17 protein-coding genes are annotated in these 19,201 nt (G+C 67.9%); 11 read left to right on the top strand and 6 right to left on the bottom strand.

Translation table 11 applies throughout. From position 1 onward, the window contains the following. The first annotated feature begins 1 nt into the window (after window position 1). The 4 genes from cyoB to MWN52_RS07355 all read left to right on the top strand — a co-directional run bounded on the left by cyoB (window position 2) and on the right by MWN52_RS07355 (window position 5,022). Complete coding sequence (gene cyoB / locus MWN52_RS07340) at window positions 2-1,999, top strand: cytochrome o ubiquinol oxidase subunit I (protein WP_130519321.1); 1,998 nt, start codon at window positions 2-4, stop codon at window positions 1,997-1,999. A gap of 1 nt (window position 2,000) precedes the next feature. Continuing rightward, entirely contained in the window at window positions 2,001-2,624 is a 624-nt protein-coding gene (gene cyoC / locus MWN52_RS07345; protein WP_130519064.1) for a cytochrome o ubiquinol oxidase subunit III, read from the top strand. Further along, entirely contained in the window at window positions 2,624-2,968 is a 345-nt protein-coding gene (gene cyoD / locus MWN52_RS07350) for a cytochrome o ubiquinol oxidase subunit IV (protein WP_130519062.1), read from the top strand. Before cyoC ends, cyoD begins: the two co-directional genes overlap by 1 nt. A 161-nt stretch (window positions 2,969-3,129) precedes the next feature. Continuing rightward, window positions 3,130-5,022, top strand: coding sequence for a M61 family metallopeptidase (locus tag MWN52_RS07355; RefSeq protein ID WP_286577270.1), 1,893 nt, complete (start codon window positions 3,130-3,132; stop codon window positions 5,020-5,022). Window positions 5,023-5,489: 467 nt separating this feature from the next. Here the strand turns inward: MWN52_RS07355 and MWN52_RS07360 are convergent, their stop codons facing one another. Further along, window positions 5,490-7,190, bottom strand: coding sequence for an alkaline phosphatase (locus MWN52_RS07360; protein ID WP_286577271.1), 1,701 nt, complete (start codon window positions 7,188-7,190; stop codon window positions 5,490-5,492). Between the two features lie 203 nt (window positions 7,191-7,393). Here MWN52_RS07360 and MWN52_RS07365 point away from each other — a divergent pair, with 203 nt between their 5' ends. Continuing rightward, window positions 7,394-8,716 carry a dicarboxylate/amino acid:cation symporter gene (locus MWN52_RS07365; protein ID WP_286577272.1) on the top strand — a complete coding sequence of 441 codons (1,323 nt, stop codon included), beginning with the start codon at window positions 7,394-7,396 and terminating at the stop codon, window positions 8,714-8,716. Window positions 8,717-8,978: 262 nt separating this feature from the next. On the opposite strand, the gene MWN52_RS07370 is transcribed toward MWN52_RS07365, so the two are convergent. Next, complete coding sequence (locus MWN52_RS07370) at window positions 8,979-9,383, bottom strand: hypothetical protein (RefSeq protein WP_130519054.1); 405 nt, start codon at window positions 9,381-9,383, stop codon at window positions 8,979-8,981. 149 nt (window positions 9,384-9,532) lie between these two features. Here MWN52_RS07370 and MWN52_RS07375 point away from each other — a divergent pair, with 149 nt between their 5' ends. Beyond that, the gene (locus MWN52_RS07375; protein WP_286577273.1) at window positions 9,533-10,024 is read left to right on the top strand and encodes an acyl-CoA thioesterase; all 492 of its coding nucleotides are present in this window, start codon (window positions 9,533-9,535) and stop codon (window positions 10,022-10,024) included. A 304-nt stretch (window positions 10,025-10,328) separates the two neighbouring features. On the opposite strand, the gene MWN52_RS07380 is transcribed toward MWN52_RS07375, so the two are convergent. Beyond that, complete coding sequence (locus MWN52_RS07380; protein WP_286577274.1) at window positions 10,329-10,943, bottom strand: LysE family translocator; 615 nt, start codon at window positions 10,941-10,943, stop codon at window positions 10,329-10,331. 66 nt (window positions 10,944-11,009) lie between these two features. Here MWN52_RS07380 and MWN52_RS07385 point away from each other — a divergent pair, with 66 nt between their 5' ends. Further along, complete coding sequence (locus tag MWN52_RS07385) at window positions 11,010-11,933, top strand: LysR family transcriptional regulator (RefSeq protein WP_286577275.1); 924 nt, start codon at window positions 11,010-11,012, stop codon at window positions 11,931-11,933. 321 nt (window positions 11,934-12,254) lie between these two features. Here MWN52_RS07385 and MWN52_RS07390 read toward each other — a convergent pair whose 3' ends face one another. Beyond that, window positions 12,255-13,085, bottom strand: coding sequence for a C40 family peptidase (locus tag MWN52_RS07390; RefSeq protein ID WP_425608112.1), 831 nt, complete (start codon window positions 13,083-13,085; stop codon window positions 12,255-12,257). A gap of 236 nt (window positions 13,086-13,321) precedes the next feature. Further along, the gene (locus MWN52_RS07395; RefSeq protein ID WP_130519050.1) at window positions 13,322-13,900 is read right to left on the bottom strand and encodes a C40 family peptidase; all 579 of its coding nucleotides are present in this window, start codon (window positions 13,898-13,900) and stop codon (window positions 13,322-13,324) included. Between the two features lie 73 nt (window positions 13,901-13,973). On the opposite strand from MWN52_RS07395, the gene MWN52_RS07400 reads away from it, so the two are divergent. The 3 genes from MWN52_RS07400 (at window position 13,974) to gorA (ending at window position 17,216) form a co-directional block, all read left to right on the top strand. Continuing rightward, window positions 13,974-14,453, top strand: coding sequence for an FKBP-type peptidyl-prolyl cis-trans isomerase (locus MWN52_RS07400; RefSeq protein ID WP_130519048.1), 480 nt, complete (start codon window positions 13,974-13,976; stop codon window positions 14,451-14,453). Between the two features lie 72 nt (window positions 14,454-14,525). Next, complete coding sequence (locus tag MWN52_RS07405; protein ID WP_286577276.1) at window positions 14,526-15,764, top strand: DUF418 domain-containing protein; 1,239 nt, start codon at window positions 14,526-14,528, stop codon at window positions 15,762-15,764. An 87-nt stretch (window positions 15,765-15,851) separates the two neighbouring features. Then, window positions 15,852-17,216: a glutathione-disulfide reductase gene (gene gorA / locus MWN52_RS07410; RefSeq protein WP_130523667.1), complete on the top strand. Its 1,365-nt coding sequence runs from the start codon at window positions 15,852-15,854 to the stop codon at window positions 17,214-17,216. A 12-nt stretch (window positions 17,217-17,228) separates the two neighbouring features. Here the strand turns inward: gorA and MWN52_RS07415 are convergent, their stop codons facing one another. Further along, window positions 17,229-18,098, bottom strand: coding sequence for a LysR family transcriptional regulator (locus tag MWN52_RS07415; protein WP_425608113.1), 870 nt, complete (start codon window positions 18,096-18,098; stop codon window positions 17,229-17,231). Between the two features lie 110 nt (window positions 18,099-18,208). On the opposite strand from MWN52_RS07415, the gene MWN52_RS07420 reads away from it, so the two are divergent. Then, complete coding sequence (locus MWN52_RS07420; protein ID WP_286577278.1) at window positions 18,209-19,195, top strand: alpha/beta hydrolase; 987 nt, start codon at window positions 18,209-18,211, stop codon at window positions 19,193-19,195. Window positions 19,196-19,201: the final 6 nt, after the last annotated feature.

Consider the following 19,201-nt stretch of genomic DNA (forward strand, 5'->3'; position numbering starts at 1 on the left):
GTTGTTCGGTAAACTGACGCTCGAGGCGATCCCGTACCACGAGCCGATCCTGATCGCGACCTTCGCCGGTACCGCGCTGGGCGGCCTGGTGGTCCTGGCGCTGATGACCTACTACAAGAAGTGGGGCTGGTTGTGGCGCGAGTGGCTGACCTCGGTCGACCACAAGAAGATCGGCGTGATGTACATCTTCGTGGCGCTGGTCATGCTGCTGCGCGGCTTCGCCGACGCGATCATGATGCGCACCCAGCTGGCGCTGGCCCATGACGGCGGTGCCGGCATCCTGCCGCCGCATCACTACGATCAGATCTTCACCGCGCACGGCGTGATCATGATCTTCTTCATGGCCATGCCGTTCATCACCGGCCTGATGAACCTGGTGGTGCCGCTGCAGATCGGCGCGCGCGACGTGGCGTTCCCGTTCCTGAACTCGCTGAGCTTCTGGCTGTTCGTGGCCGGCGTGGTGCTGATCATGCTGTCGCTGTTCGTGGGCGAGTTCGCCCAGACCGGCTGGCTGGCGTTCCCTCCGCTGTCGGGGCTGCAATACAGTCCCGGGGTCGGGGTCGACTACTACATCTGGGCCCTGCAGATCTCGGGCCTGGGCACGACGCTGACCGGCATCAACTTCCTGGTGACCATCCTCAAGATGCGCGCGCCGGGCATGAAGCTGATGCACATGCCGATCTTCACCTGGACCGCGCTGATCACCAACATCCTGATGATCGCCGCGTTCCCGTTCCTCACCGTCTCGCTGGCCCTGCTCACCGCCGACCGCTACCTGGGCACGCACTTCTTCACCAACGACGGTGGCGGCAACGCCATGATGTACATCAACCTGATCTGGATCTGGGGTCACCCGGAGGTCTACATCCTGATCCTGCCGTGCTTCGGCGTGTTCTCCGAGGTGGTGTCCACGTTCTCGCGCAAGCCGCTGTTCGGCTATACCTCGATGGTGTGGGCCACCAGCTGCATCGGCCTGCTGTCCTTCATCGTGTGGCTGCACCACTTCTTCACGATGGGCTCGGGCGCCAACGTCAACGCGTTCTTCGGCATCACCACGATGATCATCGCGGTGCCCACGGGCGTGAAGATCTTCAACTGGCTGTTCACCATGTTCCGCGGTCGTCTGCAGATGACCTCGATGATGTACTGGACGGTGGGCTTCATGGTCACCTTCACCATCGGCGGCATGACCGGCGTGATGATGGCGATCCCGGCGGTGTCCTTCGTGCTGCACAACTCGCTGTTCCTGATCGCCCACTTCCACAACGTGATCATCGGCGGCGTGGTGTTCGGCTGCCTGTGCGGCCTGACCTACTGGTTCCCCAAGGCGTTCGGCTTCAAGCTCATCGACAAGCTGGGCAAGGCCTCGTTCTGGTGCTGGATCGTCGGCTTCTTCGTCGCCTTCATGCCGCTGTACGTGCTGGGCTTCCTGGGCATGACCCGTCGCCTGAACAGCTACAACAACCCGGAGTGGACCCCGTGGCTGATGGTGGCGGCCGGCGGTGCGGTGATCATCGGCTGCGGCATCTTCCTGAACATCGTCCAGATCGCCTGGAGCATCATCAAGCGCAAGGAAAACCCCGACCTGACCGGCGACCCGTGGGATGGCCGCACGCTGGAGTGGGCCACCTCCTCGCCGGCGCCGTTCTACAACTTCGCCCACCTGCCCAAGGTCAATGGCCTGGACCAGCACTGGCGTGACAAGGAGGCCGGTACCGCCTATCAGCGTCCGACCCACTTCGAGGACATCCACATGCCGCGCAACACCGCCATCGGCGTGTGGATGGGTGCCTTCAGCGTGCTGCTGGGCTTCGGCATGATCTGGCACATCTGGTGGATGGCCATCATCGGCCTGGTCGGCATGATCGGCAGCTTCCTGGTGCGCGCCTTCGACGACGACATCGACTACTACGTGCCGGCCGCCGAGGTGGCGCGCATCGAGAACGCGCGCTACGACCAGCTTGACCGCCTGCGTGCCGCCAAGACGGGGGCCCTCTGACATGTCCGCGAGCAACACCATGAGTCACGCGCACCACGACGCGCACGCCCACGACCACGGGCACCACGATGCCGGCGCCAATTCGGTGTTCGGCTTCTGGATCTACCTGATGAGCGACTGCCTGATCTTCGCAGGCCTGTTCGCCACCTACGCGGTCCTGTCCGGCGCCACGGTCGATGGCCCCACGGCCAAGGAGCTGTTCGACCTGAAGTTCGTGCTGGTCGAGACCTTCCTGCTGCTGTTCTCCAGCCTGACCTTCGGCCTGGCGATGATCGGCGCGCACAAGGGCAGCAAGGGACAGCTGCTGGGCTGGCTGTTCATCACCTTCCTGTTCGGTGCCGGCTTCCTCGGGATGGAGCTCTACGAGTTCCACCACCTGATCGAGGAGGGCGCGGGCCCGGGGCGCAGCGCGTTCCTGTCGGCGTTCTTCACCCTGGTGGCTACCCACGGTCTGCACGTGACCGCCGGCATCCTGTGGATGGCGGTGCTGGTGATCCAGGTCCTGACCAAGGGCCTGACGCCGCGCGTGATGACCCGTCTGTCCTGCCTGAGCCTGTTCTGGCACTTCCTGGACATCATCTGGATCGGTGTGTTCACCGTCGTCTATCTGCTGGGAGCCCTGTGATGAGCGGTCCTGTCCATTCTTCCCACGACCACGCCCACGAGGCGGCCGGCCACGGCAGCGTGAAGTCCTATCTGATCGGCTTCGTCTGGGCGGTGATCCTGACGGTGATCCCGTTCGGCCTGGCGATGAGCGGATTCTTTCCGGCCGGCGTCACCGCCGCCATCGCCGCGCTGTGCGCGGCGGTGCAGATCGTGGTGCACCTGGTGTACTTCCTGCACATGGACCTGACCCCGGCCCAGCGCAGCAACGCCATGGTGTTCATCTCCACGGTGGTGGTGATCGGCATCGTGATCGTCGGTTCGCTGTGGGTGCTGCACAACATGAACGCGAACATGATGCACTGAGGCCTCCGGCTTCCGTTGCGTCACGAACAGGCCGCCCCTTGGGCGGCCTTTTTCGTGGGCGGAAGGCGGGCGACCGTGACCAATGGCAGGAACGTCAGGTGGGCGACAGGGGATAGCATCGAGGGTTGCCGCCCTGGCCTCATCCTCGTCCCGGAGACTCCATGAAGATCGCTTTCTCGCCCGTCGCCCTGGCCGTCCTGTGCGCCCTGGCGGGTACCGCGCAGGCCCAGCAGTCCAGCACGCCCGCGCCGCAGGACATCCCGTATCCCGGCACCCTGCGGGTGGACGTGGATGCCACCGATCTGGGCCGTCGCATCTTCAAGGTGCGCGAGACCCTGCCGGTGAAGGCGGGCGAGCTGACCCTGCTGTATCCGGAATGGATCCCCGGCAACCACAGCCCGACCGGCCAGGTGGCCAAGGTCGCGGGGCTGAAGTTCACCGCCAACGGCCAGAAGCTGGCCTGGACGCGCGACCAGTACGACGTGTTCGCCTACAAGGTGAACATCCCGGAAGGCGTGAGCGAGCTGCAGGTGGAGTTCGACTACCTCTCGCCGCTGAACCGCGACCAAGGCCGCGTGGTGATGACCCCGGCCATGCTCAACCTGCAGTGGAACCTCACCGTGCTGTACCCGGCCGGCTACTACAGCCGCCAGATCCCGGTGCAGGCCAGCGTCAAGCTGCCGGCCGGCTGGTCCTACGCCACCGCCGCCGAGACCGCCAGCAAGGCCGGCGACACGGTGCAGTTCAAGACCCTGCCGTGGAACGTGCTGCAGGACTCGCCGCTGTTCGCCGGCAAGTACTACAAGCAGTTCGACCTGAGCCAGGGCGAGACCCCGGTCAAGCTCAACGTGTTCGCCGACGCGCCCAAGTCGCTGGAGGCCAAGCCCGAGCAGATCGCCAAGCACAAGGCGCTGGTCGAGCAGGCCTACAAGCTCTATGGCGCGCACCATTACGATCACTACGACTTCCTGCTGGCGCTGACCACCCAGATGGGCGGCATCGGCCTGGAGCACCATCGCTCCAGCGAGAACAGCGGCAGCCCGGACTACTTCACCAAGTGGGACGAGACCTGGGGCGGTCGCGATCTGCTGCCGCACGAGTTCAACCACTCCTGGAACGGCAAGTTCCGTCGCGGCGTGGACCTGACCACGCCCAACTTCAACGTGCCCATGGGCGACAGCCTGCTGTGGGTGTACGAGGGGCAGACCCAGTTCTACGGCTATGTGCTGGCCGCGCGCTCGGGCCTGTGGTCCAAGGAGCAGACGATGGACGCCCTGGCCAGCGTCGCGGCAACCTATGCCCGCGGCCGGCCGGGCCTGGACTGGCGTCCGCTGCAGGACACCACCAACGATCCGACCATCAACATGCGCCGCCCGCTGGCCTATCGCAGCTACCAGCTGAGTGAGGACTACTACTCCGGCGGCCAGATGGTGTGGCTGGAGGCCGACGCCAAGCTGCGCGAGCTGAGCCGGGGCAAGAAGTCGATCGACGATTTCGCCAAGGCCTTCTTCGGCATGGACAACGGCAGCTACCAGGTCAAGACCTACGACTTCGACGAGGTGGTGTCCACGCTCAATGGTGTGGCGGCCTACGACTGGGCCACGTTCCTGCGCGACCGCCTGGATGGCCGCAAGCCGCTGACCGGCGGCATCGAGGCCAGCGGCTGGAAGCTGGTGTTCAGCGACAAGCCCAGCGCCGCGATCAAGGCCGCCGAGGGCCGCAGCAAGTCGACCAACCTGACCTATTCGCTGGGCCTGTCGGTGGGCAGCGACGGCGGCGTGGGCGATGTGCTGTGGGACAGCCCGGCCTTCCAGGCCGGCATCGCCCCGGGCATGACGATCGTGGCGGTCAACGGCCAGGCCTATTCCGGCGATACGATCAAGGACGCGGTGACCGCGGCCAAGACGGGCAAGGCGCCGATCGAGCTGCTGGTGAAGAACTTCGACCGTTACGACACCTACAAGCTCGATTACCACGGTGGGCTGCAGTACCCGTCGCTGGAACGCGTGGCCGGCACCACGGACACCTTGAGCAAGCTGCTCGAGGCGCGTTGAGTCTGGGATTGGCGTCCGCCCGGGGTCGTGCGGACGCCAAACTGCCCCGTGCCGATATCCGCCGCGTGTCTGATCCTGGCCCCTTCGCCTTACCTCTTCTGCCTGGAAGCACCAGCAAAGGCTAAGAGCAAAGTCCATGGATTCCCGCTTGCGCGGGAATGACGATCTGAAGGTACTGCTTCGACTCTAATGTTGCCGCACTGCCGTTGCTGTAGCTCAAGTGCTTTCGCCTTTGCGTTTCGCTCCACCTGTCTGAGCCGTAAAGCACGCCGAGCACCGCAGCAAAGCAGGGCCGAAGAGGCGCCCTGTTTGAGCGAAGCGAGTTTGGGCGCCGTGCCCTGCTTTGCGAGGAGCGCAGGGGACCGACGCGCAGCGTCGGCGTGCGTCCCGGCGAGAAGCGGTTTTGCTTCCTTTTGACAAGACAAAAGGAAGTCGCGTCCGAAGGACGCGAAAGCTCCTGCTCCTCCTCACTCCACCTCAAACGCCTTCGCCAACGGCAGCTCCACCGGCACCCCATCGGCATTGCATGTCCCAGCCTTGCACAGGCGCGCGCGCAGCGCGGGCGTGGCCTGCACGATCAGGTGGTAGAGCGTGTTCTGCTCGATCGTGCCGTGCACCGCCTCGCTGCCCGGTCCGATGGCCCAGACGCCGACATCGTCGCCGCCGTGGCTCTCGGACTTCATCGGGATCATGCCTTCCTGCAGATAGTCCGGATCCTCGGTGTTGACCTCGTCGAGCACCGGGCGGCCCTGCGCGGCCTTGAACTCCGAGGGCTCGTGCGGGAAGCGCTTGGGGCCGGCGGGCTGGGCGTTGCTCGCGCCGGGATAGCCCGGGCCGTTGGCGTAGTTGAGCGTGGTGTAGGTCTGGCCGTTGGCATCGCGTGCGTACTGCGTGCGATCGCCGTCCTCGCCGGAGACGCCGCGCACCTTGCCCAGGATCGGGTTGCCGCGCACCGGGTAGCCGACGAAATTCAGCGAATGCGAGTGGTCGGCGGTGACGATGATCAGCGTGTCCGGCGGCGCGTTTTTGACCGCCGCGCGCACCGCATCGGACAGGGCGATGGTTTCGTCCAGGGCGCGGAAGGCGTTGCCGGAGTGATTGGCGTGATCGATACGGCCGCCCTCGACCATCAGCGCGAAGCCCTGCGGCTGGCGCGCCAGGGACTGGATGGCCGCGGTCGTCATCTGCGCCAGGCTGGGCTCGCCCTGGGCGCTGCGGTTGCGGTCGTGGTCGAACTGCATGTGGTCCGGCTCGAACAGGCCGAGCAGGGCCGGCGCGTCCTTGGCCGCTTCGAACTGGCCCGCGTTCCAGACGTAGGCGCCGCCCGGGTGGGCCTGCTTCCACTCCTCGACCAGATCGCGGCCGTCCAGGCGCAGGCCGACCTTGTCGTCGTACTCGGGATCGCGCTCGGTGGCGTTCTGGAACTGGCTGCGGCCGCCGCCCAGCACCACCTGCGGGCCGCGGCCGAAGCGCGCATCGGTCAGCAGCTGCTGGGCGATGTCGGTGCAGCCGGCCTGGCGCGCGGCTTCGGGCAGGTCGGCGTCGTTCTCCCAGTTGCGCTCGGGGCTGTGCGCATAGGTCGCCGCCGGGGTGGCGTGGGTGATGCGCGTGGTGGTGACGATGCCCGTGGCCAGCCCGGCGCTGTCGGCCAGCTGCAGCCAGGTCAGCAGGCCCTTGTTCAAGCTGTCGGCGCAGTCGCCGCGGTTGCCGGCGCTGACGCCGATGGCGCCCATGTGCGACTTCACGCCGGTCATGATCGCGGTCATGGTGCCGGCCGAGTCGGGCGTCTGCGAATCGGTGTTGTAGGTCTTGCTCAGCGCCGTGGCCGGGAAGGTCTCCCAGCTCAGCGCGTTCTCCTCACCCGGGGCGCCGCGGCGCTGTCCTTCCAGGATGCGGGCGGCCGCCACGGTGGTCAGGCTCATGCCGTCGCCGAGGAACAGGATCACGTTGCGCGCCTTGCCCGCCATGGCGCCGTTGCCGGCCGCGCGCGCGGCGCCGCTGCGATACCACCACTGCGGCGTCTCGCCCTGCGGGTGGGCGACCTGCGGCACCTCCGGCGCCGCGGCGGCGATGGTGGGCCTGGCGCCGGCGGTGCTGGCGCAGCCGGCCAGCAGGGTCAGGCCGAGGGAGGCGGTCAGGGCGAGAACGGGAGGGCAGGGCAGGCGCATGCTGGAGAGACGGGAAGAGGACCGACCGCCAAGTCTGCCTCTCCAAGACAACAGCAGGATGACGATCCGGACCGACGCGCCCGGCGTGGCGCTGGCCCGGCATGTCCCGCTGCTGGTCCGCCGGGTTCCACGCCGGGCATCGCCAGGCGCGGCCACCGCGCGGTAAGGTGCGCGATGGGACACCGACGACGGGGCGTGATTTCGTGAAACTCGGGCAGGCATGGCTGAAGATCCCGTTCTGGCAGCGGGTGGTGGCCGGTTTCGTGCTCGGCGCCCTGGCCGGCTGGGCGCTCGGCCCGCGCGCGGAGACCTGGTTCGGTCCGCTGGGCGATCTGTACGTCACCCTGATCAAGATGATCGCGATCCCGCTGGTGTTCTTCGCGGTGATCAACGCGATCTCGGCGCTGAGCGGGCAGAAGTCCATCGCCGCGCTGGGCGCGCGCACCTTCGGCTGGTTCGTCATCACCGCCTGCCTGGCGGTGGGCGTGGGCCTGCTGGTGGGCACGGTCATGCAGCCCGGCAGCGGCGCGCTGAGCATCGCCATCGACTCGGCGTGGAAGCCGCGCGACGTGCCCAGCCCGGTCAAGGTGCTGCTGGACGTGGTGCCGTCCAACCCGTTCTTCGCCCTGACCGGCATCGGCACGCGGACCAACGCCGCCGGCGAGACCGTGCTGGCGGCGGGCCGCGGCTCGATCCTGCCGGTAATCTTCTTCGCCGCGCTGCTGGGCTTCGCCATGGTCAAGCTGGGCGACCGCGTGGCCGAGGCGCGCAAGGTCACCGCGCAGATGAGCGAGATCATGATCCAGGTGACGCGCTTCGTGCTGGAGGTCACCCCGATCGGCACCTTCGGCCTGATCGCCGCGCTGGTGGGCGCCTATGGTTTCGAGAAGCTGCTGCCGCTGGGCAACTTCGTGCTGGCCCTGTACATCGCCTGCATCCTGCACATCGTGGTGGTCTACGGCGGTCTGCTGCTGATCCATGGGCTGAACCCGCTGAAGTTCTTCCGTGGCGCCGCGCCGGGCATGCAGGTGGCCTTCGTCAGCTCGTCCAGCTTCGCCGCCATGCCGGTGTCGATGCGCTCGATCACCCACAACCTGGGCGTCAACAAGGACTATGCGGCCTTCGCCGTGCCGCTGGGCGCGAGCATCAAGATGGACGGCTGCGGAGCGATCTATCCGGCGCTGTGCGCGCTCTTCATCTCGCAGTACACCGGCGTGCCGCTGACCGGCAACCAGTATTTCATCGTGCTGATCGCCTCGGTGCTGGGCAGCTTCGGTACCGCTGGCGTGCCCGGTACGGCCGTGGTGATGGCCACGGTGGTGCTCACCGCAGCCGGACTGCCGCTGGAGACCATCGGCTACCTGTATGCCATCGACCGCATCCTGGACATGATGCGCACCCTGACCAACGTGACCGGGCAGATGCTGGTGCCGACCCTGGTCGCGCGCGAGACCGGCCTGCTGGACAAGCAGATCTACGATGCGGCGCCGACCAATGTCGGCGTGGAGTCCGCGCCGCAGCGCTGATCCGTTCGGTGCTGGGCCAAGGCGAAGGGCGCGCTGCCGGTCAGCGCGCCCTTCCTTTTTGCGCGGCGCGTGATGCTTCTAGCTGCTTCCGTGATGCGTCCATGGTGGCCGCACAAGTTGGAGCGTGAAGATAGGGGTCCACGACGCCGAGCCATGCGGGCGGGACGGCCGATCGAGCGGCGCACCTCGTCGATGAGGTGCCAGACGCGTCGCGCCAGTCGCCGGCCTGGCCAAGGCGACTGCGCATTTCTCCGCGCCGTGCTCAGACCTCGTGGCGCGGCGTGGCCAGGCGTGTGGCGCACAGCGCCATCGGGATCGGCAGCAGCAGCGCGACCACCGTGACCCAGGCCGGGAAGGGGACCAAGGCCGCCAGCGCGATCACCGCCGCCATCACCAGCGCACCGACCGCGATCGCCGGGGCGCTGCGGTTGGCGCTGGAGACCTTGGCCGCGACCCCGCCGCCGAGCAGCCCGGCCAGCGCACAGCCGGCGATCAGGCAGGCCAGCGCCTCGCGCGGGGCGGACACGGCGTAATCGGCCAGGTTGGAGACGGTATAGAAGTCCGCGCCGGAGGGGAGGCGGTACAGATGCTGGTAGGCATACGTGCCGCCGGCGATGACGGCCGCGGCGACGAGGATGCCCAGCAGCAACCCCAGGAAGCTACGCATGTGGTGTTCATTCCATTGAGCGGGAAGCCGACAGGATGGCGCGAAACTCGCCTCGCCCGCAACCGACTATCCTCGCCCGACCGGCGTTGGCGCCGGCCTCTCGACCAGCCCGGCGCGGCGCGCGCCCAGCACGATCTTCAGGAGACCCCATGCGTGGCGAGCAACGTGAACTGACCTTCCGCTTCCTGGCCGAGCCCAAGGACGTCAACTACGGCGGCAAGGTCCACGGCGGGGTGGTCATGCGCTGGATCGACCAGGTCGGCTATGCCGCGGCCGTGGGCTGGAGCGGGCACTACAGCGTCACCGTCGCGGTGGGCGGCATCCGCTTCGTCGCCCCGATCCGCATCGGCGACCTGGTGACCGTCACCGCCAAGCTGGTCCACACCGGCACCAGCAGCATGCACTTCGCCGTGGACGTGCGCGCGCGCGACCTGGAACCCGGCGAGCGGGACGCGGTCAGCCGCCTGTGCACGCACTGCGTGATCGTGTTCGTGGCCATGGACCAGGCCGAAGGCAAGCCGACCGCCGTGCCGCCGTGGACGCCGACCAGCGAGGCGGACCAGCGCCTGGCCGACTACGCGATCAAGGTGATGGAGCTGAGCAAGGACATCGAGCAGACCGTGGCGGCCTTGCACGTGTAGAGGAACTGAGCCTTGCCGGGTGGAAATGCCTGCAACAAGAATGGCTGGCCTCAAGCGCTCAGGAAGTCCGGCTCGATCGTCGAAAGTCCATGTCGCGGGTACTGCCGCGATCGCCTGCCAGGCTGGGTGTTGTCGCAGGCGGTGCGCGATGTGTCCGGAGCGAGACGATGCATGGGCCGCAGTCGCGCCGGTTGATGCGTCCGCCGCGACCCGTATCGCGTGTCTCGTTCTGCGGCGCCGAAGCGCTCGGCGTTACGCTTCAGACGAAAGCCGCCGACTTAGAAACGCCGCGCCTTGGCGTGAATCAGCGTGTTCCGCGCGCCACCGCCAGCAGGATTCCGAAACCGACCAGCAGCCCGCCAAAGGTGCGGTCGATCCAATGGCGCACCGACAGCAGTCGATCACGCACTGCACTGCTGGAGAAGCACAAGGCCACCAGGCTGAACCAGGCCATGTGCGCCAGGGAGATGAAGGCGCCATAGCCGATCTGCACCGCTAGCGGCGTGTCGGGTCGCACCACCTGCATGAACAGGCTGACGATGAAGATCGTGGTCTTCGGATTCAGCGCATTGGTCAGGAAGCCGATGCGCAACGCCGCTGCATCCGACAGCGCAGCCACGGGGTTGGCCAGGGTGCCAGCAGGCTTGGAGCGCAGCATTTTCACGCCGAGGTAGACCAGATAGACGGCCCCCACTAGCTTGATGGCGTTGAACAGCCAAAGCGATTGCTTGATCAGCAGACCCACCCCGATGAGCGTGTAGGTGACGTGGACCAGCACGCCCAGGCCGATGCCTAGGGCGGTCAGCACACCGGCGCGCCGCGAGAGCATCAGGCTATTGCGCGTGACCATCGCAAAGTCCGGTCCTGGGCTGATCACGGCCAGCAGGGTAATGGTGATGACGACTATCAGTTCGGTCATGGCGCAGCCTGTCGTGAAGCAACGAATCGAAGCGATACTACGGTCGATGGTTCCCTTTGAATAACGATGACTTCTGACAGGTATGGTGAGTTGGGCTCACCACTCGACGATAGGCGCCTGCCTTCGCTGCTGGCACTGCGCTGCTTCGAGGCGGCGGCCCGATTGGAAAACTTCAGCCGAGCGGCGGCAGAACTGCACCTGACGCACGGCGCGGTGAGCCGCGCCGTGCGCCTGCTCGAAGATGCGCTGGGACAGGCCTTGTTCGAACGGCGCAGCCAACGCGTCTTCCTGACCGATGCGGGCCGCACGCTGGCGCGGGCGGTGGGACAGGGGCTGGATCTGATGCGACAGGCTGTAGGGGAACTGCGCGCCAGTGCCCGCCAAGCGCGGCGCTGGGTGCTGTCTTGCGAGCCGACGTTGTTGATGCGCTGGCTGATTCCGCGCTGGCCGGCCTTCCAGGCCCGGCATCCGGAAATCGACGTGCATCTGGTCGCCGGTGGCGGACCGTTCTCCTTCGACAGCGGCATCGACCTGGCAATCCGCCGCGATGACTTTCCTTGGCCCAAGGGCTGCCACGTCGAACCGTTGTTCGCCGAGAAGGTAGGCCCGGTCTGCCGACCCGACAGGATGGCGGCCTGGTTCGACGGGAAGAAGACTGGCGTGGTCATCAACGCGGATGCACCGCTTCTGCACACGCGCACGCGGCCGAACACCTGGTCGGAATGGGCAACGGCCGCAGGCCAGTCCGTGCCGGATGGGCCGGAGCAGATCTTCGATCACTTCTATTTCAGCCTGCAGGCGGCCGTGGCCGGCTTGGGTGTGGCGATCGGCCCGTGGCATCTGGTGCGCGACGACCTGGACAGCGGGGTGCTGACCGCGCCGCTGGGCTTCGTCGCGGACGGCTCGCACTACTGCCTGCTGTCGCCGCAGTCCCTGCAGCCTGAGAGTCCACAGGCAGACTTGCTGCGCTGGCTGCGCACAATGGCCTGATGGGGCATCTGTCCCTGTTCTTCGAGGAAGCAGGCGTGCTGTGGCCTGGCGCGCTTGGCATCGTCACCAAGGCCCGGGTTGCCCATCGTCTTGTCGCCGCTGATCAGTTGTCGGTTAGGCCGGGGCGAGGATCTGGCGGGTCTGTCGCTTGGCGGGCCGGGCCTGCTTCGGACGGCATGGCCCGATGACGGGCGCACAGGCGCTGATGAAATGGCTGCACAGCGCGACGGCGCATATCCGCCAAGCCAGGCGCCGGGGGTGTCATGAAACAAAAAAGCCGGCGCATGCGCCGGCTTCTTCTTGCAGCCCTGAGTCTGCTCTTTACAGCGAGACGCGGCGCGCCTGCATGAAGCGACCGCCCCAGTAGCCGGAGGTCAGCGTATCGACGCGCACGTCTTTGCCGGTGCTGGGCGAGTGCAGGAAGCGGCCTTCGCCGACATAGATGCCGACGTGGTTGACCCGGCCGCGAGCGCCGAAGAACACCAGGTCGCCCTGGCGCAGCTGGTCGCGGTTCCTGATCAGCTCGCCCTCGCCGTCGGCAGCCATGTCGCGCGAGACGCGCGGCAGGTCCACGCCCAGCGCGGTGCGGAACACGTAGCCCACCAGGCCGCTGCAATCCAGACCGCTGTCCGGATCGCTGCCGCCCCAGCGGTAGGGCGTGCCGAGCAGGGCCAGCGCGCTCTGCAGGACGCTCTGGACCTTGCCGACATCGGCCTGGCCGCCGGCCGCAGCCGCGGCACCGGCCAGGTTGTAGTGGCTCAGCAGGCGGCTCAGGTCGCCGGCCAGCGTGGTCGAGCGGTCCATAACCGGCACGGTGTCGCTGGCGGCCAGGCGCGGCAGCAGCGCGGTCAGGGTGGCGGCCGCGGCCTCGGTGGCCTTGTCGCGCAGCGAGCCGTTGCCGGCCACGGCCACGGCCGGGACTGCGGCGGCCGGCGCCAGCGCGGCGACCGGAATGCTCACGGCGGGAGCCGTCGCAACGGCGGCAGGAGCAGGCGTGGCAGTGGCGATCGGCTGGCCGGCCGGAACGGCGGCAGCGCTGTTGGCGTTGATCGGAGTCGGCACGCCAGTGGCGACCGTGGTGGCCACCGGGCTGGTGACCGTGGCCACGTCAGAGGACGGCGTGGCGGGGAGATGGGTAGCGTCCTGGGCCATCGCCAGCGGCGCGGCACCGGTACCAAGCAACGCCAGGATCAGTAGCGGAAGCGGGCCACGATGCAGGCGGCGGGTGGTGAGCGGCTGGCCCAACTTCAGGTCGTCGTTCGTCACGGGCGGGTGAAGGTTTCGCGGCGGAGACTGGAGTTTGCCGTTAGTCGCCAGTGAAGATGTTCAAAGTTCGTTACAGGAGCGTAGAGAGCATTGAGAAATGCATCACATTTTACGCATCACATTTAATTAACAACCCGGCGGGCCCCGCTGTAATGGTCGCGCCAGTAGGCTCCGTCCAGGGAGTCCAGGCGGACTGTTCCGCCGCTGCTGGGCGCATGGACGAAGCGGCCTTCGCCCACATAGATGCCCACATGGCTGACGCTGCCGGGCGTGCCGAAGAACACCAGATCGGCCGGCGCCAGGCGGCTCTCATCGATGCGCGGCCCCTGGATCTGGGCCAGCTCCCTGGAGGTGCGCGGCAGGCGCAGGTCGAGCATGTCGCGGTAGACGTAGTTGACCAGGCCGCTGCAGTCGAAGCCCGACTCGGGCGTGTTGCCGCCGTAGCGGTAGGGCGTACCGACCAGCCCCAGGGCGCGCATGATCACGCCATTGACCGCCATCGGGTCGGCCACCGGCTGCACCGACCAGACCCGGGGCGGCGGTGGCGGCGCCTTGCTGCGCACCACCGGGCGCTCGCTGCCGCAGCCGGCCAGCAAGGCCAGGACCAGGGCGAGTCCGGTGAGGACCAGACCGCGCCGGAGCCGGGCGGTTGGCATGCGCCGGGGCGAGCCCGGATAATGGACGGTCTTCATCGCGGCCATTGTGGTCCGCACGCCCTGCGGCGGACAAGCCGCGCACCCTGCCGCGCCACCGCGGCCTTCACCAGAGTTTGCAATGAAAATCGCCAAAGACAGCGTCGTGCGTTTCCACTACACCGTGTCCGAAGTCGGCGCCGAGCCGCTGGAGTCCTCCAAGGACCGCGAGCCGCTGGCCATCCTGATCGGCCACGGCAACATCATCCCCGGCCTGGAGGCGGCGATGATGGACAAGGAAGCCGGCGAAAGCTTCGGCGTGGACGTGGCCGCGGCCGAGGCCTACGGCGAGCGCCGCGATGGCCTGAGCCAGCGCGTGCCCAAGAAGCACTTCGGCGGCCAGAAGCTCGCCGCCGGCCAGCAGGTCGTGCTGCAGACCAACTTCGGCCCGCGCGCGGTAACCATCCAGAAGGTGGGCATGAGCGTGGTCGACGTGGACCTCAACCACCCGATGGCCGGCAAGGACCTGCATTTCGACGTGGAGATCGTCGAGGTGCGCGAGGCCTCGCCCGAGGAGATCGAGCACGGTCACGTGCACGGCGATGGCGGCCACCAGCACTGAGTCATGCGCTTGCTTGTGCAAGCTTTGCGGCGGCCCGCGTGATGCGGGCCGTCGTCGTTTGGGGCCGGCGCGATGCGCCCTGACCCCGCCGTGACGGCGCTGCCCGCGCCGCTGGGCGAGCGCGCGCGCCTGCCGGCGATGGATGTGCTGCGCGGCCTGGCGCTGCTGGGCATCGCGCTGATGAATCTGGAAGGCTTCGCCGGCCCGCCAGCGTCGATGGGCACCGGCGTGGATCCGGCGTTGTCCGGTGCGGATCGCTGGGTGGACGCGGCGATCTACGTGCTGGTCCAGGGCAAGTTCATCGCGCTGTTCTCGCTGCTGTTCGGCGCGGGCTTCGCCGGCCTGGCCGTGCGCGCCGAGCGCGAGGGCTGGGCGCTGGGCCCGGTGTGGCTGCGCCGCTGCGCGGGGCTGCTGCTGATCGGGCTGGCGCACGCGCTGCTGGTCTGGTCCGGCGACATCCTGATGACCTATGCGCTGTGCGGGCTGCTGTTGCTGGCCTTCCGCGAGGTCATCGGCGGCGTGCTGGCGTGGATCGGAGTGGCGTTGTTCCTGGTGCCGGCCGGGCTGATGCTGGGCGTGGCGGCGATGGGCGCATCGCTGGCCAGTGATCCGGCCTGGCAGCAGGCGCTGCACGAGCAGGCCGTACACGCCCAGGCCCAGGCGCAGGCCCAGATCGGCGCCTACGCGCACGGCGATTACCTCGCCGCCACGCGCCAGCGGCTGGAGGACTTCGTCTCGAACCTGCAGGTGCTGCCGATCTACGGGGCGCAGGTCTTCGGCCTGTTCCTGATCGGCGGCTGGCTGGGCGGGGTGCTGGCCGAACCGGCGCGGCATGCGCGCGCGCTGCAGGCAATGCGCTGGATCGCGCTGCCGCTGGGCCTGGGTGCGATGGGGCTGGCGGTGTGGCTGGCGCCGTGGATCGGGCCGGGGCGTACCGATGCGCGGACCTGCCTGGGCGCGGCGCTGGCGTCGGCGGCGAGCCTGCCGATCTGCCTGGGCTATGTGGCCTGGACCCTGCGCTGGCTGCAGGGGCGCCCCTCGCTGACCGGCCTGTGCGCGGCGCTTGCTACGACCGGCCGGCTGGCGCTGAGCAACTATCTGCTGCAGTCGCTGGTGTTCACCATGCTCTTCTATGGCTATGGATTCGGGGCCTTCGGGCTGGCGCGACGCTGGCAGCTGCCGCTGGCGCTGGCCCTGTTCGCGCTTCAGCTTGTCCTGAGCCGGTGGTGGCAGAAGCGGGGGCTGCCCGGGCCGGCCGAATGGGCGCTGCGCACGCTGGCCTATGCGCGGCCGCCGCGCCGCGCCGGATAGAGATGAGTCGCCTTGTCCTCACCCGTCGTGGGCCGGGGCTTGGGCATGCTGTGCAACGACCCTGAGACCCGAGCGGAGTGAACATCCATGCAGGCAGCGGCTGACAGCGCCTTCGACCTGATCGTCATCGGCGGCGGCTCCGGGGGGCTGGCCGGCGCCTTCCGCGCGGCCGAATACGGCGCCAGCGTGGCGCTGCTCGAGCCGGGCGAACTGGGCGGGACCTGCGTCAACGTCGGCTGCGTGCCGAAGAAGGCGATGTGGCTGGCGGCCGAGATCGCCCGGCATCTGGACATGGCCGCCGACCTGGGCTTCCCGGTCGAGCATGGGCCGCTGGACTGGCAGGAGTTCGTGGTCCATCGCCAGCGCTACATCGCCGGCATCCACGACAGCTACCGCCGCCGCCTGCACAAGGGCGGCATCAACCGTATTCCCTCGCGCGGCCGACTGATGCCGGGCGGCGTGCGCTGCGAGGACGGACTGGAGCTCAAGGCGCGGCATGTGCTGATCGCCACCGGCGGTCATCCCAAGCGGCCGGACATCCCCGGCGCGGAGCTGGCGATCGATTCGGATGGCTTCTTCAACCTGTGCTCGGCGCCGCCGCGGGTGGCGATCGTCGGTGGCGGCTATATCGCCGTCGAGCTGGCCGGCGTGCTGCAGGCGCTGGGCAGCCAGGTCGAGCTGTTCGTGCGCGGCCCGTGTCTGCTGCAGGCCTTTGACCGCGGGCTGACCCACCAGCTGGCCGAGAACCTGCGCCAGGGCGGCATCCGCCTGTTCTTCGACATGCAGGTGACCGCGCTGGAACGCCACGGCCAGGCCACGCGCGTGCTCACCGACACCGGCCCCATGCCGGGCGAATACGACTGCGTCATCTTCGCCACCGGCCGCACGCCCAATACGCACGACCTGGGTCTGGAGACCGTGGGCGTGCGCACCGATGACGAAGGCTACGTCCAGGTCGATGAGTGGCAGGACACCAACGTGGAGAACATCCATGCCATCGGCGATGTCACCGACGTCGGCGTCGAGCTGACCCCGGTGGCGATCGCCGCCGCGCGCCGGCTGATGGACCGGCTGTTCGGCGGCAAGCCGCAGGCCAAGCTGGATTACGCCAACATCCCCAGCGTGGTGTTCTCGCATCCGCCGATGGGCGGCGTCGGCCTGAGCGAGAAGGAGGCGCAGGCCAAGTTCGGCCAGGACGCGGTGAAGGTGTATTCGACCACGTTCCGGCCGATGCTCTATGCGCTGGCCGACGCGCCGCAGCACAGCCTGTTCCGGCTGGTATGCGCTGGCCCGGAGCGGCGCGTGGTCGGCGTGCATCTGATGGGCGAGGGCGCCGACGAGATCCTGCAGGGCTTCGCGGTGGCGGTGAAGCTGGGCGCTACGCTGGACGACCTTCACGAGACGGTCGCCATCCATCCCACCAGCGCCGAGGAAGTGGTCCTGCTGCGCTAGGCGGGCGCGCTGCTAAGGCCCGGGCAGCTGCGCCAGCAGCCATCTCCTGAAGCTCGTCATCGCCGGAGTGAGCGGACGACGCTTCAACATGGTCAGCCAGTACGCGCCGGTGCTGACCATGACCGGAAACGGCTGGACCAGGCGCCCGCTTTCGAGGTCGCGCTCGAACATGCACGGCGGCACCAGGGCCACGCCGTGCCCGTCGATCGCCGCATGCGCCATCAGCGTCGAGGCGTCGAAGACGGGGCCACGCAGCGGGACTGGCGCGCAGCCGGCGGCCTGGAACCAGGCCGGCCAATCCTGCGGCCGGTAGGAACGCAGCAGCGGCACGTTCTTCAGGTCCGCCGGCGTCTGCAGGCGCGCCGCGGTCGCCGGCGAGCACAGCGGCGAGAGCGGCGCGTCCAGCAGGCATTCGGCCTGCAGCCCGTGCCAGGCGCCGTCGCCGAAGCGGATGGCGAAGTCCAGGCTCTCGCCGGCCACGTCCACGCGGTTGTTGTTGGTCAGCAGGCGCAGGTCGATCAACGGATGCTGCGCTTCGAAGTCGCGCAGGCGCGGCAACAGCCATCCCATCGCGAAGGTGCCCACGACGCTGACGGTCAACACCTCGCGCCGGTGGCCGTGCTCGAACTGCTCCAGCAGCCGGCCTACGCGGGCGAAGGTATCGCTCAGCGTCGGCACCAGGGCCAGGCCTTCGTCGGTGATGACCAGGCCCTTGGAGGTCCGCCGGAACAGGCGCACCCCGAGCCGGTCCTCGAGCGACTTGACCTGGTGGCTGATGGCCGCGGGCGTGACCGAGAGCTCGTCCGCGGCCAGGGTGAAGGACAGATGCCGCGCCGCGCTTTCGAAGGCCTTGAGCGCGTTCAACGACACCGACGGACCCATGGGCACATGAGATCTTCTTGAAGCTGCCAAGAGATAACATCCTTTGCGCGCGTACGGGGCGGATCAGACTATAGCGCCGACCTTTTTTCTCAGTCGGAAGGCGTCGGAACATGCATCGGATCGTGTATGGCGTGGTATGCGCAGCGGTTGTCTTTGGCTCGTCCGGCCGTGCGGCGTTGGCCGCGCCGGCCGATCCTTCTTCGAAAGAAGTCGCACGTGTCGAGGTGTGGCAGGCGCCCGCAGGCACGACGCAGCTGCCGATCTGGCCGCATGCCGCGCCGGATCCGGAAGAGACCACGCGCAAGCCCGAGCGCGTGCTGACCAAGCTCACGCCGGATACGCTCGCCGGCGATGTGTCGCAGGGCGTGTTCGACGTCAGCGTTCCCACCATGACGGTCTACCCGCCGAAAGGACGCAATACCGGCGCGGCCGTGGTGGTCTTTCCCGGCGGCGGCTTCGTGATGCTGGCCATCACCCTGGAAGGCACCGAGATCTGCGACTGGATCACCGCGCACGGCATGACCTGCATCCTGTCCAAGTACCGGGTGCCCGGCGGCAACCACCACTACGACAAGGACTGCAACTGCGAGATCACGCCCAGGACGCCGTTCGCCCTGCAGGACGCACAGCGCACCATCCGCCTGGTACGCGCGCATGCGGCGCAGTGGCACATCGATCCGGCCAAGGTCGGGGTGATCGGCTTCTCCGCCGGCGGCTATCTGGTGGCGCAGACCAGCAACATCTTCACCTCCACCTACGCGCCGGTGGACGCGGCCGACAAGCTCAGCAGCCGGCCGGACTTCGCGATCGCGGCCTATCCCGGGCACCTGTGCCGCGAGGGCAAGTTCGCGCCGGGCTTCAAGGTCACGGCGCGGACGACGCCGACCTTCCTGCTGCAGGACTGGGACGACCCGGTCGACGACATCTGCAACAGCACCGTCTACGCGCGCGCGCTGGAGCAGGCCGGCGTGCCGGCCGAGGTGCACCTGTTTGCCAAGGGCGGCCATGCCTTCGGGCTGCGCCCGTCCAAGCATCCGGTGGTGAAGATGTGGCCGGTGCTGCTGGAGCAGTGGCTGAAGGAGATCGGGATCCTGTAAGCGCGG

Origin of the sequence: Pseudoxanthomonas winnipegensis (assembly GCF_030322905.1) — a bacterium.
Lineage (GTDB): Bacteria > Pseudomonadota > Gammaproteobacteria > Xanthomonadales > Xanthomonadaceae > Pseudoxanthomonas_A > Pseudoxanthomonas_A winnipegensis.

What these genes read in the sequence shown, in the direction of transcription:
- cyoC (WP_130519064.1), top strand. Translation starts at nt 2,001, where the DNA reads ATGTCCGCGAGCAACACCATGAGTCACGCGCACCACGACGCGCACGCC.
- MWN52_RS07370 (WP_130519054.1), bottom strand. Translation starts at nt 9,383, where the DNA reads ATGCGTAGCTTCCTGGGGTTGCTGCTGGGCATCCTCGTCGCCGCGGCC.
- MWN52_RS07405 (WP_286577276.1), top strand. Translation starts at nt 14,526, where the DNA reads ATGCGCCCTGACCCCGCCGTGACGGCGCTGCCCGCGCCGCTGGGCGAG.
- MWN52_RS07415 (WP_425608113.1), bottom strand. Translation starts at nt 18,098, where the DNA reads ATGGGTCCGTCGGTGTCGTTGAACGCGCTCAAGGCCTTCGAAAGCGCG.
- MWN52_RS07375 (WP_286577273.1), top strand. Translation starts at nt 9,533, where the DNA reads ATGCGTGGCGAGCAACGTGAACTGACCTTCCGCTTCCTGGCCGAGCCC.
- MWN52_RS07355 (WP_286577270.1), top strand. Translation starts at nt 3,130, where the DNA reads ATGAAGATCGCTTTCTCGCCCGTCGCCCTGGCCGTCCTGTGCGCCCTG.
- cyoD (WP_130519062.1), top strand. Translation starts at nt 2,624, where the DNA reads ATGAGCGGTCCTGTCCATTCTTCCCACGACCACGCCCACGAGGCGGCC.
- MWN52_RS07400 (WP_130519048.1), top strand. Translation starts at nt 13,974, where the DNA reads ATGAAAATCGCCAAAGACAGCGTCGTGCGTTTCCACTACACCGTGTCC.
- MWN52_RS07420 (WP_286577278.1), top strand. Translation starts at nt 18,209, where the DNA reads ATGCATCGGATCGTGTATGGCGTGGTATGCGCAGCGGTTGTCTTTGGC.
- MWN52_RS07380 (WP_286577274.1), bottom strand. Translation starts at nt 10,943, where the DNA reads ATGACCGAACTGATAGTCGTCATCACCATTACCCTGCTGGCCGTGATC.
- MWN52_RS07390 (WP_425608112.1), bottom strand. Translation starts at nt 13,085, where the DNA reads ATGGCCCAGGACGCTACCCATCTCCCCGCCACGCCGTCCTCTGACGTG.
- MWN52_RS07385 (WP_286577275.1), top strand. Translation starts at nt 11,010, where the DNA reads ATGACTTCTGACAGGTATGGTGAGTTGGGCTCACCACTCGACGATAGG.
- MWN52_RS07395 (WP_130519050.1), bottom strand. Translation starts at nt 13,900, where the DNA reads ATGGCCGCGATGAAGACCGTCCATTATCCGGGCTCGCCCCGGCGCATG.
- gorA (WP_130523667.1), top strand. Translation starts at nt 15,852, where the DNA reads ATGCAGGCAGCGGCTGACAGCGCCTTCGACCTGATCGTCATCGGCGGC.
- MWN52_RS07360 (WP_286577271.1), bottom strand. Translation starts at nt 7,190, where the DNA reads ATGCGCCTGCCCTGCCCTCCCGTTCTCGCCCTGACCGCCTCCCTCGGC.